The organism is Sporomusa sp. GT1 (genome assembly GCF_014634905.1).
Lineage (GTDB): Bacteria > Bacillota > Negativicutes > Sporomusales > Sporomusaceae > Sporomusa > Sporomusa sphaeroides.
In genome coordinates, this window is sequence record NZ_BMBX01000001.1 from 28272 (window position 1) to 43576 (window position 15305).

General features: G+C 44.5%; 17 protein-coding genes. All 17 read right to left on the minus strand.

Features of this window, described 5'->3' with window-relative positions; genetic code table 11:
• Positions 1–72: 72 nt before the first annotated feature.
• Entirely contained in the window at positions 73–966 is an 894-nt protein-coding gene (gene era / locus GT1_RS00165; protein WP_075755483.1) for a GTPase Era, read from the minus strand.
• Positions 959–1363: a cytidine deaminase gene (locus GT1_RS00170; RefSeq protein WP_188397450.1), complete on the minus strand. Its 405-nt coding sequence runs from the start codon at positions 1361–1363 to the stop codon at positions 959–961. The genes era and GT1_RS00170 overlap by 8 nt, the downstream gene beginning before the upstream one ends.
• A 12-nt stretch (positions 1364–1375) precedes the next feature.
• On the minus strand, positions 1376–1723 hold the full coding sequence (locus GT1_RS00175; protein WP_188396557.1) for a diacylglycerol kinase: 348 nt from the start codon (positions 1721–1723) through the stop codon (positions 1376–1378).
• Complete coding sequence (ybeY, locus tag GT1_RS00180; RefSeq protein WP_223226026.1) at positions 1714–2187, minus strand: rRNA maturation RNase YbeY; 474 nt, start codon at positions 2185–2187, stop codon at positions 1714–1716. The genes GT1_RS00175 and ybeY overlap by 10 nt, the downstream gene beginning before the upstream one ends.
• On the minus strand, positions 2138–4321 hold the full coding sequence (locus tag GT1_RS00185) for an HD family phosphohydrolase (RefSeq protein WP_188396561.1): 2184 nt from the start codon (positions 4319–4321) through the stop codon (positions 2138–2140). Before GT1_RS00185 ends, ybeY begins: the two co-directional genes overlap by 50 nt.
• A 73-nt stretch (positions 4322–4394) precedes the next feature.
• Positions 4395–5369 carry a PhoH family protein gene (locus tag GT1_RS00190; RefSeq protein ID WP_188396563.1) on the minus strand — a complete coding sequence of 325 codons (975 nt, stop codon included), beginning with the start codon at positions 5367–5369 and terminating at the stop codon, positions 4395–4397.
• A gap of 2 nt (positions 5370–5371) precedes the next feature.
• Positions 5372–6586 (minus strand): sporulation protein YqfD, encoded by a 1215-nt coding sequence (yqfD, locus tag GT1_RS00195; protein WP_188396565.1) that lies wholly within the window; start codon positions 6584–6586, stop codon positions 5372–5374.
• Positions 6576–6851, minus strand: coding sequence for a sporulation protein YqfC (gene yqfC, locus GT1_RS00200; protein WP_188396568.1), 276 nt, complete (start codon positions 6849–6851; stop codon positions 6576–6578). Before yqfC ends, yqfD begins: the two co-directional genes overlap by 11 nt.
• An 85-nt stretch (positions 6852–6936) precedes the next feature.
• A complete protein-coding gene (locus GT1_RS00205) occupies positions 6937–8505 on the minus strand; it encodes an ATP-binding protein (RefSeq protein ID WP_188396570.1) in 1569 nt (522 codons plus the stop codon).
• A 212-nt stretch (positions 8506–8717) separates the two neighbouring features.
• Positions 8718–9086 carry a hypothetical protein gene (locus GT1_RS00210; protein WP_143558971.1) on the minus strand — a complete coding sequence of 123 codons (369 nt, stop codon included), beginning with the start codon at positions 9084–9086 and terminating at the stop codon, positions 8718–8720.
• A 45-nt stretch (positions 9087–9131) separates the two neighbouring features.
• Entirely contained in the window at positions 9132–10142 is a 1011-nt protein-coding gene (gene floA, locus GT1_RS00215) for a flotillin-like protein FloA (RefSeq protein ID WP_188396572.1), read from the minus strand.
• Positions 10143–10160: 18 nt separating this feature from the next.
• Positions 10161–11465 (minus strand): nodulation protein NfeD, encoded by a 1305-nt coding sequence (locus tag GT1_RS00220; RefSeq protein WP_223225969.1) that lies wholly within the window; start codon positions 11463–11465, stop codon positions 10161–10163.
• 571 nt (positions 11466–12036) lie between these two features.
• Positions 12037–12489 carry a GatB/YqeY domain-containing protein gene (locus GT1_RS00225; RefSeq protein WP_075755459.1) on the minus strand — a complete coding sequence of 151 codons (453 nt, stop codon included), beginning with the start codon at positions 12487–12489 and terminating at the stop codon, positions 12037–12039.
• Between the two features lie 19 nt (positions 12490–12508).
• Entirely contained in the window at positions 12509–12685 is a 177-nt protein-coding gene (gene rpsU / locus GT1_RS00230) for a 30S ribosomal protein S21 (protein WP_021167731.1), read from the minus strand.
• A 96-nt stretch (positions 12686–12781) separates the two neighbouring features.
• Positions 12782–13129: a histidine triad nucleotide-binding protein gene (locus GT1_RS00235; RefSeq protein WP_188396574.1), complete on the minus strand. Its 348-nt coding sequence runs from the start codon at positions 13127–13129 to the stop codon at positions 12782–12784.
• Between the two features lie 103 nt (positions 13130–13232).
• A complete protein-coding gene (gene mtaB / locus GT1_RS00240; RefSeq protein WP_188396576.1) occupies positions 13233–14555 on the minus strand; it encodes a tRNA (N(6)-L-threonylcarbamoyladenosine(37)-C(2))-methylthiotransferase MtaB in 1323 nt (440 codons plus the stop codon).
• Positions 14556–14557: 2 nt separating this feature from the next.
• The gene (locus GT1_RS00245) at positions 14558–15295 is read right to left on the minus strand and encodes a 16S rRNA (uracil(1498)-N(3))-methyltransferase (protein WP_188396578.1); all 738 of its coding nucleotides are present in this window, start codon (positions 15293–15295) and stop codon (positions 14558–14560) included.
• Positions 15296–15305: the final 10 nt, after the last annotated feature.

Below are 15305 nucleotides of genomic sequence, written 5' to 3' on the forward strand. Positions count from 1 at the left end.
ACATGTTTATAGCCTGCGAAAGAAAACAGGCTGCCGCAAGCGGCAGCGCAAAAAACGGTTATTATGGCTTTACTACTCGAAACCAAAACTTTTTAATACATTTGCCCGGTTACGCCAATCTTTTTTGACTTTGACCCAAAGATCAAGATAGACTTTCGAACCCAGCAGGTTTTCAATATCGGCACGCGCCATCCTGCCAATATCTTTCAGCAACCGGCCGCCGGCACCTATTACAATGCCTTTTTGCGAATCACGTTCCACATAAATAACAGCTCTGACATACAAGTCTTCATTTGCTCTGGTAACTATTTCTTCAATATCAACAAGGATTGCATGTGGAATCTCCTCTTTGGTCAGATGCAGCACTTTCTCCCGGATAAGTTCGGCAATAACCAGCCTTTCCGGTTGGTCGGTAATCATATCTTCCGGGTAATATTGCGGTCCGGGCTCAAGGTAGTTCTTTATCTCAGCAACCAGTCCGTCAAAGTTAGTTTGATCAAGTGCCGAAATCGGAACAACAGCGGCAAAATTGAAGGCAGCGGTATATTTTTCGATAATGGGAAATAATTTTGGTTTTTCTATGCGATCTATTTTATTGACAACCAGAATGACCGGTGTGCGGGCATTGGCCAGGTTATCTAGTATGTAACGTTCTCCTGGCCCCATTTCAGCAGTCACATCAACGACAAATAAGATAACCTCCACTTCGCGCAACGAGCCTTCCGCTTCTTTAACCATATACTCACCCAGTTTGTGTTTGGGTTTATGAATGCCCGGGGTATCAATAAAAATAATTTGGGCATCGTTCTGAGTAAGCACTCCCATAATTTTGTTTCTGGTGGTTTGTGGCTTATCAGACATGATGGCCACTTTTTGTCCGATTAAATTATTCATTAGTGTTGACTTGCCAACATTAGGGCGGCCAATAACAGCCACAAATCCTGATTTGTAATTTTCTTTATTCATTATTATCACCGTCTTTATAAAAATCAACTTTAGCAAAACTAAAGGGTAACAGCTCATCCATAGTAACCAGCCGCCGATCGCCTTTAAGGTTCATTAAAATAATTTGGCTAATGCCAAATTCAGCCATAACCTGCCGGCAAGCACCGCAGGGAGAGACCGGACCGGGCGTATCAGCCACTACGGCTATTGTTGTAAGTTCTGTTTCTCCTGCCGATACGGCTTTGAAAATAGCCGTGCGCTCGGCACAGTTAGACAGACCATAGGAAGCATTCTCGATATTGCAACCCGTAAAAATCTGTCCGCTCTTGCCCAGTACTGCCGCTCCTACCTTAAATTTTGAATAAGGCACATAAGCCTGTTCTCTGGCCTTGACAGCGGCTTTACCCAGTTCCTCCATCATCGTTCCCACCTATTTAAACAATTTGTCCCAGAATAAAACATAGCCAACACCTACGGCAGCCAATGCCTGAACCAGCACGGCTCCGGCAGCGGCATCTTTAGCCGCTTTGGCCAGCGGGTGAAACTCCGGCGAAACTTTATCGACAAGCGCCTCTATCGCCGTATTTATCATCTCAACAGCCATTACTGCAGCAATCGTAACAATTAAAACAGCCAGTTCAATACGGCTCAGTCCCCAGTTCCAGGCTGCGGCAAGTACGAGCAAAGCAGCCGCTATATGGATCTTCATATGCCGTTCTTTGCGCACACAATAAACAATACCGGCAATGGCATATCTAAATGCCGCTATTATTTGCATACCGGCAGCGATTGCTCGCGCGTAATACCGAGAAGGGATAAAACATGTTCTTCTTCCTGACGCATTTCCTGTTGTTCTTCCGCCTCCTCATGGTCATAGCCCAAAAGATGCAGCATGCCGTGAACTGTCAAATACGCCAGCTCCCGCTCCAAGCTGTGTCCATATTCCCCGGCCTGCCGGGCGGCCGTCTCCAGCGATATAATAATATCACCAAGCAAAATCTCAATATCAGCCGGAATCTGGTTAATATCCGGCTCATGAGTGCCTGCGCAATGATCATTCATCGCAAAGGATAATACATCGGTAGGCTTATCTTTACCCCGGTACTGGCGATTAAGCTGGTGAATATATTCATCATCAGCCAATACTACGCTGACTTCGGCCTGGGGCTCTAATCCATATACCTCAGCCGCCTTATTTAGTACCTGGTTCAACATGCACTCCATCGCCGACGTTATCGTCATCTTTTCCTGCAGGTTGTTTATTATTATTTCCATTCTTGTTTTTTCTCCTCTCAAGCTCTTTTAAAGCTTCAGGGTATTCGATACGGCTGTGAAACATGCTTGACAACAAACGGATATAAACATCGCCAATTATCTTAAGATCTTTTAAGGTAAGATTACAATCGTCAAGCTGACCGTCTTGCAGCCTTTCCCGGATAATTTTCCGCACAGTAGACTCAATCCGGTTAACATTTGGTTTGCCAATTGACCGCACTGCCGCTTCACAGGCATCGGCCAGCATGATAAGCGCCGCCTCTTTCGTTTGCGGTGCCGGCCCTTCATAACGAAAATCGTCTTCAATAACACATTCACCATGCTCGTGTTCTGTTGCCCGCTTATAAAAATAGGATACCAGTGTTGTGCCATGATGTTGCTGAACAATATCTGTTATTACCTGCGGCAGCTTATAATCCCGGCACAGATCAAGGCCATCCTTAATATGTGAGGTAATGATCAAGGTACTCAGCGATGGTGCAATTTTGTCGTGCGGGTTTTCGCTGCCTGCCTGGTTTTCAATGAAAAAATACGGTCTTTTGGTTTTACCGATGTCATGATAATAAGCCCCTACCCGGACAACAACAGGATCGGCACCTACCGTAACGGCAGCCGTCTCAGCCAGGTTGCCAACAAGTACACTATGATGGTAGGTTCCCGGCGCATCCAACAGCAGTCGCTGCAATAGCGGATGGTTGGGTTTGGCTAAATCCAGAAGCTTTACCGGTGTAGTAATATTGAAGGCATTTTCAAGGTAAGGCAAAAGCCCGATTGTAATTACGGCAGAAAGTATTCCGCCAATGGCGCCAGACAGCCCCTGCAGCAAGATTTCACTGCCGTTAAGCTGCTCAATAAGGCCTGTCGACCCAATTACCAAAAAATTGACGGCCGCGATGGAAACACCGGCTTTAGTTAAACTGTAACCATGAACCATCTTGGTTACACTGTATACACCTGTCATACCACCAATAAGCGCAGCAGCCACTGCTCTTAAATCATGTTCAACAATTACGCCAAAAAACATAGCCATAATTACACCTACAACCAGCCCTACCCGTGCATCGATAAGGATAGCCGCCAGGAGAGCACCAGCGGCAACCGGTGCGGCAAAATCTGAATAATAATGGGCTACTTTGGCAATTATCATAGTGACCAAAATAATTAGACCGAGCAAAATCAAGTATCTGTCGTTGGCATGGATGCTATTGGCAAATTGATATAAATACCCCATCGAAATTCCCATAACCAATAACACAAAGACAGCCAGCCCCAGGATCCGCGCTGCGTTCACATTGCCGGCATAAAGTCCTAATTCTTCCATTACATGAATTTGTTCACTTGTAACAACATCGCCGCGCCTTACCAGAATCTGACCCTTTTTAACCGTTTCCCGAACAGGCTCAATATTGGCCAGCGCCGACTGCTTACGTTTGTCTGTTTCGCGAACATTTAAAATAAAGTTAGGTCTGATCAATGTTTGTGCAATTCCAGCTACTATCGTCTCGGCATTTTTATTAAGCCCTAATTCTTCAGCTTCCAGCACTACCTGTTTTCTGGCAATTTCAAGGTCATCATCCCTAATGCCGCGCTGCAGATATTTGCGCAATATCGCTGTAGTGTAGTTTTCCGTTTTTACTAAGCCGTCTTCATCCAAATGAATCAAACCGGTAATAACGGCACTTGACAGACTTACAGGTAAACCGTGCGTTAGTTTCTCCAATTTCTGCTCACTGGTAGTCAGGCTGTTGTCTGCCAAAACAGCCTGCGCTGAACGAAAAATAGTTTTGACATCTTCTTCCGCCTTCGCCATAACGGCAACATCCATGTCATACACATTAGCCACACTGGCCAGGACCTCAATCTCAAGTTTTTTAGTTTTAGCACTATCTACATAAGATACGGTCCGTGGTGCAATTACATCCCTGTCACTTACTTCTCCAACAAGCAGTGATACTTTTTCCGGAATAAAATCAGCAGACAAACATACCATATACAACGCAAAAAACACAACAAACATCAGGATTCGACGCACTAATGGCCGGGTATAGATACTTCCCGGCTTAAGAAACAGTTTTCGCAACCTGTTATTAACCGATATCATCTTTTTTCACTCCAGACAAATATTGAGCACCTGTCGGCAAAATCTTTATTTTTTATCAGCACTCAATAAATTCTTACTTTTGACCGTACTGTTCATAAGCCTTGATGATTCGGCTGACTATTTCATGCCTTACTACATCGCTTTCATCCAAAGTACAAAGTGCAATACCGGGAACACTGTCCAGTACGGCTTGGGCATGCTTAAGGCCTGATTTAACGCCTAAGGGCAAATCAATTTGCGTTATATCGCCGGTTATAACCATTTTAGAGCCAAACCCCATTCTGGTCAGAAACATTTTCATCTGTTCAGCAGTTGTATTTTGCGCTTCATCCAGAATGATAAAAGAATCCTCCAGTGTCCGTCCCCGCATATAGGCCAAAGGGGCTACCTCGATAATGTTTTTAGTCATATGTTTCTGTACAGTATCTACGCCCATGATATCATACATGGCATCATACAACGGTCTTAAATAGGGGTCTACCTTTTCCTGAAGATCACCTGGTAAAAAACCAAGCTTTTCACCGGCTTCTACCGCCGGCCTTGTCAGAATTATTTTCTCTACCTGCTTATTTTTCAAGGAAAATGCTGCCATAGCAACAGCAAGATAAGTCTTCCCGGTTCCTGCCGGTCCTATTCCGAAGGTAATAGGATTACGCCGGATTGCATCTAAATACCGGCTTTGTCCGAAAGTTTTTGGCTTAATATGACGGCCCCTGGCACTAACGAGAATGGTATCGGCAAACATTTGATGAAGAAAATCCGCCTGACCAGCCAAAATCATGCGGATGCTGTATTTAACATCGTGGCTGGTTACCGGATTACCCTCCCGATATAAATAAATCAGCTCGTTAATCAAGCGGATAAGATTGTCAACTTCTTGCGGTTCACCGTCGAAAACTATTTCTGTCCCTCTGGCCGTTATCCTGCTGGCAAAATGCTGGCTGACTAACCCTAAAAATTCATCATTTCTTCCTAAAACTGCTACTGCTTCTTTAGTGTCTGCAAAGCTAACCCGTTTCTCCAAACAACCAATGCCCCCTAATACCATATTTACTGAGAAATATTTATAGTCTGCCCAATATCTTCGATTGTTTCTACATTTACCTTAACTCTGACAATATCCTCTTCGGCTGTTTTTAGGATTTCATAATTACGTGATAATATCTGCGCTGTTTCAGGTATACTGGTTTGCACTAGCTGAATAGCCTTGGCATGCGCTTCATCACGGGCTTTCTCAAAAGGTTTCTCTGTCAGGGTCGAGTTTATTTCATGATATATTGTAATAGTTGATTCGACAGTAAACCCACTATTCCTCCATTGAGGCATGCGTTTCTGTGTAATCTCGGTTTCGAACTCCGTGAACGGCTGATTTGGCGTGGCATTAAAGGTTAACTCCTTATCATTGATTTTCAGTGTCACAGCCACCTGGCGATTGCCTGTGCGGATAACAGATTTTTCTTTGCGCTCAGCTTCGGCATAGCTTTCATACCACACCCGTGCTGTGACAATACCTTTAGCCCTTATCAGTTCCCCGGGAACGCTGATTATATGAGGTTGACCGGCATCAGCCGCAGGCACCGGCTCAGGAATAAATCCTTTCACCAGTAAATCACCTTTTTTTACGGTATCTCCCAGTTTTACTGCCGGTTGTCCGGCTAAAGCAATGATCTCGGTAATAACACCGTCTTTGGCAGCAACGATATGGGCCGGTGCTTTATCTTCCTGTTTGGGCATGGTCTTTTCCACCACTTCGATAATCGCCCTGGTACCGGTAAAGTTTATGCCGACCCATGCTACTTCCGGAATATTGAGTAATATTTCCCGTTCAATGCTTTTGATATTCAGGCCATTTTTGCCGGCTCCCGCTTTTAGCCCTTGCTGATAGGCAACATATCTGATCCCTTCTTCCGGTATATTTTTCAAACCTGTAATTTCAACAAACCAAATATAGGAAGATAGTATGTTGAGCACCAGGATAAACAAAACAACTCCTACGATCATCATCTTGCGGCGTTTGATGCGTTTGATTACAAACGGCAGACCACGATGTGACAGTACTTTTATTCTGGTACGGCTGCACAACACCAATGGCCGGATTTTAAAAAAATCACTTAATCCTATCCAGGCAATAATATCTTCATTGTTTTTGCTTATACCCCATAATAAAATCTGTTCTGTGATACAAAGATTAATAAACCGTTCCGGCATGGAGCCGCTTATCTGGATTTTTACAGCACCATGCAGATATTTAGTACTACATATCATACTTAACCTCCTGCACTACCCCTTCAATCAGGATTTGCTCGGCCTGCAGGTTGCCAAGCGTTAGTGTTTCACCATAAATATATAGTTCTCCCTGGCTGAGTTTGATACGGACAAGAGAAGGGGTATATTCAATAATCCCTTTATGATTTTCAACCAGCAGTTGCTTGTTGCCAAGCATAGTTATTCTTGGTAAGTCCAGTACTATATCTTGCGGTATTTCTAAAATTCCAGCCAACGATTGTAAATTTCTTCTACGGCGTAACATGGAAAATCCCCCCTCATATACAAATGTATGCCTATGAATAGGCTGATTAGTACATGATAAGGAGGATTTCAAAAACTATCTTAAATTACATTACCATAGTTGCCTGAGGCAGGGTAACTGCTGCCGCCAAAGAAGGATCAGGACACATGCGGGTTAAATATTCTTCAAATTTATGCACTTTTACCGGAGCGGCAAACCGCATATAGTTAGTGGCTACAATCATTTCACCGCAATCAAGGTTTTTAATTTCATTACGCTGCTGTAAAATATCTTTACGGCACATAGCCTCCAGTTTACCTCGATCAGCTTTAGAGGCAAGCCCCAGTATAAACAAAGTGTTCAGCTGGGAAAGTACTTTATCGGCTAACAAGCGGGGCTGCTGATCAACAACACATAAGCCGATATTAAATTTTCTGGCCTCACTAACTAACCGGGCAAAAACATTTTGCGTGCTTTGTTCCTTTTTACCCAAAAAGCGATGTGCCTCTTCCAGTACAATTAACACCGGCTTCGTCCGGGAAAGCTCAGACTCAGACTTACCGGCGTAATGCAGCAGCATTTTTTTTGATAAAAGGGTTGATAAAGCCTGTTCACCGACAGGAGAGATATTTTTTAGTTCAACAAGTACAACTTTGCCTTGTTCCAGGTTGGTTAGCATGTGTTCAATGGCGGTAAGACCGTTATTCAAATGGCTTTCATTACTAATATTCAGTTCTTGTTCCAGATTCCAGCAGATGCTTTTAATTTTACTAATTGTCCGTGATTGAAATTTTTGCCCGGTTGAGCCGGCTATTTCTTCAATAATATCATCCACATCATAATGTAACACATAGTCCATCCAGCGTTCCTGCCAAACAGAAGCCAGTTTATAAATCGCATCAAGCTGGGGTTCGCTGAAAGTAGCACAGGCCGTAATATCCTCCGGCTCTACTTCGCTATAATTGAGCGCTAGCTTTTGTACATTATTATGAGGATGTTCAGGGGTGGTGTTATAAACAACCAAACGCTCTTTCACGCGAGGATGCAGGGATAAATCACGATAATACTCATTATGAACATCAAATATGAGCAGTCCGTAATTCTCGCTGTCGATAATAGAGCTGGAAAGGACCTTTACCAGATTGCTTTTGCCAGACCCGGTTGTGCCGAAAATACCGATATGTTCGGTAATGGCTTTAGAGCCGAATATACCGACAGGCAGCTTCAACACTTCACGGCCGCTTTTCAGATACCCGATTTCAAGATCACCCTTCATTTCATTCAACAAAGCCGTGTCATCGGTTGTCAGGCCGCGAACTTCGCAGAAAAAATCCGGACAGGTTTTGGGATTAAATAGCTGCCCCTGGCCGTCGGCGTAACAAAGTTGTTCAGCAATACCAAGTTTTACCGTATGGTTGCCGCCTAAATAAAAATCAAGTTCTTCCTGATTAACCACCTGTCCATTCTCATCCAGTTTGCTCATTAAATAGCTGACACCATTCATTCCTGACCAGCGTGATTTAATTTTAAAATCATAAGCCCGAATATAGAACCTATCATTATTTTTCCCTTCAACCACTAAAATATCACCAAAATCAACATCCTGATTAGGAGCAACGACAAATTCCATATAGGTGCCTTTTGCATAAGTAAGGCGTCCTTTATATTCCAACATATGTTTGCCCCCTTTGATAGTTTGTTTAGCAACGATTTTAGTGTGCGCCAAAACAAAAGAAATAAAACAGGGGTTATTTTCCCTGTTTTATTTCGAATTGCTTAATTTGGTTTTTTATCCCGATAGAAAGTATAACTTTCGCCTGGATAAGGGCAACATCGGCTTTCGCCTTCGCTGAGGCTCGGCGTAAGCCGTGTTTTCTTTATCCATAATTATTGTTTAGGCTGCCGCCATATCGGCCGATAAGCACGAGGCGGCTGAAGGATTTCGGCAAAAATCAAGCCGTTTTGTGCTACTTGTGGTGATAATTTTCCCTTCCAGGGGGAAACCGGTTCTGTAGTGTGCGGTATATGTACCGGCGCTGGCATAGGCACCGTCGTTTTTTGGGGAGCATCCCAAGTTTGGGCAGTGAAATCCGTATAGGTTAATGCCGGCTGTGCGGCAGGCTTTGCTTTTATCTCTGTTGGCTGCGGTTTTGTGCCAACCGGGGTTGGCACTTTTGGGGGAATATCGGGATACTCATATTCCTCCGGATTTTTGCGCCGTTTTAGCAATTCAGGGATGAAATACAGCAACAGCATTATTAACAGAGGAAGTAAGGATTCCATAGCTTCACCAACCTATTTCTATTTCCCTTTTTCGTGTTCATTTGACTTCATATCTGTAGTTACCGGCCCGGCTTTAGCGATGGTTTCACGCATTTGCGTATCTGCCAGTACATTATTCATATTATAATAGTCCATTACACCGATACGCCCTTCTTTTAGGGCAACAGCCAAAGCTTTCGGTACATCGGCCTGAGACTCTACTACTTTCGCCTGCATTTCCTGCGTGAAAGCACGCATTTCCTGCTCTTGAGCCACAGCCATAGCCCGTCGTTCTTCGGCTTTTGCCTGAGCAATACGTTTATCTGCCTCGGCCTGGTCTGTCAGTAATTCAGCGCCAATATTACGCCCAACATCAACATCAGCAATATCAATGGACAGAATCTCAAAGGCGGTTCCTGAATCCAAGCCCTTGGTCAATACAGTGCGCGAAATAAAATCGGGATTAGCCAATACTTCCCTATGGTCCTCGGTCGAGCCCACGGTAGTAATAATACCTTCACCAACACGGGCAATAATAGTAGCTTCACCCGCACCGCCAACCAAACGGTCAATGTTAGCCCTTACGGTAACCCTTGCTTTAACTTTAAGCTCAATACCATTTTTAGCCACAGCTGATACAAGCGGGGTTTCAATAACTTTGGGGTTAACACTCATTTGAACTGCCTCAAGCACGTTCCGGCCAGCTAAATCAATGGCGGCAGAACGTTCGAACGGCAGCGGAATCTCAGCCCGGTGAGCGGCAATCAGGGCATCAATTACCTTATCCACATCACCGCCTGCTAAAAAATGAGCTTCCAGTTGATTTACGTTTACATCCAAACCTGCTTTGTTAGCCTTGATTAGAGGATGCACAATTTGAGCGGGAGGTACCCGCCTGAGACGCATACCGACAAGAGTAAAAATACCTACATTGACTCCGGCTGCCAAAGCTGAAATCCACAGCCCCAGAGGCACGAAATGCAGGAATACACCTATTCCGATAATCACCAGAAAAACAAATAAAGCACTACCAATTAAAGCTGACAACATAATACCTCCTATTTATCTTTAAGAATTTACAGGACGGACAACAATACGGTTTCCGGTTATATTCACCACCTTAACTAATGTATTGGGCTCAACAAACTGCCCCTCAGACACTACATCAAGTTGAACACCATCAATAATCATCGCACCGGCAGGCCGAAGGCCTGTAGTTGTTACACCTGTTTTATTCAAATATACGCTATAATCTTGACTGCTGCTAAAACCGGCATTTTTGGTCGCAGCATCTTTTAGAATCAGTCGTGACCATAACTTGCTGGACGGCAGGCGTTTTAAGAGCAGCAAAAACACCACAATGGCAACCAACAAGCTTATCGCCAGCATGTTAATAGCAGCGGCATTGGCTCCCAGTGTTAAAAACAAGCTGGCAAATACGGCGATAATGCCGCTAATTCCAAATACTCCCACACCTGGCGTATAAAGTTCAAACAGGATAAGCGCCAGACCGCCGAGAAACAGAATAATTTCCAGCCACCCGGCAATTCCGGTAAGCCACTGGCTGCCAAAGAAGAGTACGGCCGCAATCAGACCAATCAAAGCGGCAACTCCCATCCCGGCTGTTTTGATTTCTGTCAACACTGCTAAAAATATAATTGACATCAGAAATGATTTAACCGTAGGATTAGACAGCCAGCCTGCCACATTTTCCTGCCAGCCTGGCATATATTCTATGACTTCGCTGCCGGCTAATCCATAATGCGCAAGCACGGTTTCCCTGTCAGACGCAACAATATCGGCATAACCTACTTTGATGGCCTGGTAATCAGTAAGAGCCAATATTTGACCAGGTTCGGCATACCCCGGAAACCCCAGTGATTTATCCACCATAGCTTCAGCTACCTGAGGATTGCGCCCGGTTCGGTTGGCTGTGGCCGCCAGTTCTGCTTTTAAGGCAGCCACTGTCTTCTCAGTTGTTGGTATGGGTTCTGCCGCACCGATACTGCCGCCTGGCGCTATCGCAATATGTTTATGCGAAATTGCAATCAGCGCTCCCGCCGACCAAGCACGATTTTTGATATAACAGATAGTCGGCACAGGCGAGTTGATGATCATATCACGGATACTGACAGCCGAATCCACCAAACCGCCAAAGGTATCAATCTCAATTAAAACAGCCTGCGCCTGTTTGCTCCCGGCATCAGTCATAGCCTTATGAACAAGCGCCGCCTGACCGCCATCGATTTCGCCTTTGATAGATATACTGATGACAGGCCCGGTGGCAGCCGCTATCGGCCTTTCTGCAAGGAACAGGGTAAACAGGGCCGCCATTACAATAATTACCATTTTATGATACGCAATATGCCTCATATTCTCACCTCCAAACAATTCATTAGATTATCTTGCCAAATCATTTATTAGTTTATTCGCCATCATTTGCCAGTATCCCTGTTTTCTCCCAATAAAATCTTATTTGTCGAAAGTTTGAAAATTGTTACTTATTGTAAAAGCCTTGACTTGTCGAATCATGCATGTTATTGTCTTAATATAGTCAAGTGAAGCTTATGCAACATATAATGCAGTAATATAAACAGCCAATTCATCTACTATTTACACTTCTATGCAGCAATTATTGCGGTTGTTCCCCAGCAGTTATCTTCTATTAGTCGTAGCACTAGTGCATCAACAATAATCTACTGATCTCAGCATAAGCTACAGCAATTAATTACAAGACATGTAACGGTCAGCTTCACTAACTACAGAAAAGACAAGCATTGCTTGTCTTTTCTTTTTTATTCCCTCTACGATGTTTATCTATACAGGCACAGGACTACTAACCTGCCCTTTTCTCCCTGCTTGTAGCAATTTGAAGTCTTAAAGCAGGTTAGTCATCACAATAAACTAAAATCCGGCGTTAAAAAACGCCGGATTTAAATTTGTTCTACTGATTTAAGAACTCGCGCACAATGCTGTTTACGAGCTTGCCGTCAGCACGACCCTTAACTTTTGGCATCAATATAGCCATAACCTTGCCCATATCTTTGGCGCTGGCAGCTTGAGACTCTGTAACAGCTTCAGTCACAAGAGCCCGCACTTCTTGTTCACTCAATTGTTGAGGAAGGTACTGCATCAGAATGTCGACTTCTTGTTCAAGGTTCTCAACCAAATCAGGACGATTACCTTTTTTAAACTCTTCAATCGAATCCCGGCGCATTTTGACTTCTTTAGCCAGTACGTCCAGAACTTCCTCTTCAGAAAGTTCTCTTTTTTTGTCAATTTCTAGATTTTTGATACTGGCGCGAACCATGCGAATAACGGAAAGCCGAAATTTTCCAGCTTCTCTATCCTTCATAGCCTGCTTCATATCTTCTGTTAGCTTGTCTTTAATAGACATTCAGTTGATACCTCCGAAACTAGTTAAACTTACGTTTACGTGCTGCTTCGGATTTCTTCTTGCGTTTTACGCTGGGTTTCTCATAATGCTCGCGTTTTCTAACTTCCGCAAGAACCCCGGCTTTTTGGCAGGTACGCTTGAACCGGCGGAGTGCGCTGTCAAGCGTTTCATTTTTGCCTACTTTTACTTCAGACATCTGATCTCCCTCCCTCCACTAGAACCATTACGAGGAAGTGTACTTGAATAACATACACCTAATTATTATACACTAAAACGCTGAATATTGTCAATATTAACCTGGAGGCCAGGTCATAAAACGGCCGCCCAATATATGGAAATGGAGATGGTAAACAGTCTGTCCACCATTATCCTTGGTATTGATGACTGTGCGGAATCCGTCTTCAGCTACTCCGGCAATTGCTGCTATTTTGGGAATTGTCGCCATGATATGACCAAGCAGCTCTGCATCATCAGACGTTGCCTCAAGAATATTAGCTATATGTTTTTTGGGTATAATCAATACATGTACAGGGGCAACGGGATTTATATCAGGAAATGCAATAAGCTGTTCATCTTCATAAATAGCGTTTACCGGAATGGTTTTAGCTGCAATTTTACAAAATATACAGTCCTGCTGCATAGGTACTCCCTCCCCTCCGCAGTAGATAGTAATATACATTTGCTTTCTAAATTATTCTTCTTAATTATATAAAATCCTGCCGAAAATATGTTACTCAAGAAATTTATTCTATTATTTTCCCCCAGAGCCCATCTTTGTGCACACGCTCAATCGCAACTTTACCGATTAGTCCGATATGCTCCTGAGTACCGGCAGCATAAACACGCACATAATTGCCGGTTAAGCCTGAGAGTAAGCCCTCGGTTTCGCTAATTTCAAACAATATATCAAGCTTTTGTCCAATAAATGACTGATGATATATTTCTGCCTTCCTGTCAGCCAACTTTTGCAGACTCTGTGCCCGGCGTTTTTTTTCTAGTTCAGGTACTTGAGCCAAAAATTTAGCAGCCGGAGTACCTGTCCGGCGGGAATAAGGAAAGACATGGATTTTGGCAAATGGCATAGTACCGACAAAATCCAAAGTGTTGGCAAACATTGCTTCCGTTTCTCCCGGAAAACCAGCAATTATATCTGTCGTAACCGCAATATCCGGCACGCGCGCCCTAATACCGGCAATTAACTCCCGATACTGAGCAGTCGTATAGTGTCTGTTCATAGCCGTTAAAATCCGGTCATCTCCGGATTGCAGCGGGAGATGGAGATGCCGGCAAAACCGGCTGTCCAATTGCATCAACGCGATCAAGCTGTCAGAGACTTCAACCGATTCCAGCGAACCGAGACGCAGACGCATAAGCCGGTTCCCCCCGGCGTTTAAAACTGTCCGGGCGGCATCAACCAGCGTAATCTCCTGTTCTTTGTTGGACAAATCACGGCCAAAAGCCCCCAAATGTATGCCGGTAAGAACAATCTCGGTAAAACCGGCAGCCACCAGCTTTTCCGTTTCGGCGGCAATGCTGGCAAGTGTCCTGGAACGCAGCGGCCCGCGGGCATAAGGAATAATACAATAGGTACAAAAATTAGTGCAGCCTTCCTGAATTTTAAGAAAAGCCCGTGTTCGTCCCGGCATAGCAAACAGCGGAATATCCTCAAACTCTTTAGCCTGCATAATATCGGTAACGGCGTTGACCTGTACTGTCCGGTTATTAGCCAGAGCGGCCTCAACCAGTTCCACAAGCCGTGCTCTGTCCTGAGTACCGACAATGACATCCACCCCGGGAATTTGAGCTACCTGACCGGGCGAAACTTGCGAGTAGCAGCCGGCAACGGCAATAATAGCCTGGGGATTCAGTCTGCTGGCCCGCCGAATGAGTTGGCGTGATTTTTTTTCTCCCAGACTGGTGACCGAACAGGTATTGATGACATACACATCCGCCTGTTCGTCAAAGCCAACCATTTTGTAGCCTTGAGCCTTAAACAGACCTTCCATTACTTCTGTCTCAAACTGATTTACTTTACAGCCCAATGTTGTAAAAGCTACTTTTCGCATAGTCAGCCCCCTAAATCGCCGCACTCATACATGACAGCCGTTAAAGCAGCTAAGGCTGCTGTTTCGGTACGCATAATCCGTGGCCCCATAGTAACAATACTAACCCCTTGTTTTTGGCATAACCCGACTTCGGCTGTGCTGAAACCGCCTTCCGGACCAATAAAAAGCATATATGCCGGCTTATTGGCTTGAACAAGCACTTGCTTTAAACCACAAGCGGCTTGTCCCTCATATAGCATAATTTTATTGGTATCAGTAAATTCCTGGTTTGTAAGTACATCGGCCAGGCGGATTATCGGATATACTTGCGGAATATGGCTTCGCCCGCATTGTTTAGCCGCTTCACGGGCAATTTTTTGCCAGCGGTTCACTTTATCTGCCTGTTTCGCAGCCTCATACCGCACGACACAATGTTCGGTAGCCGCAGGAATAATGCCATGTACGCCAAGCTCTACTGCCTTTTGCACAATAAAATCCATCTTTTCCCCTTTGGCCAGGCCCTGCACCAGGTAAACCGCAACAGATGGTTCTGTATTATCTTCCGTAAGGGAAAGCAAGGTAAGCTGTATGACCTCCGGAGTTGCCTGAGTAATTTGGGCTTGACAGGTTTTTCCGTCCTGGCCGGATAATAAGACGGTATCACCGGCGGCTAGCCGCAGCACGGCAGCCATATGCCGGGCATCCGGACCGGTAATTGCCATAGTCTGACTAATGGGGGCCTCAATAAAGAAACGGCGCATATACGCGCCT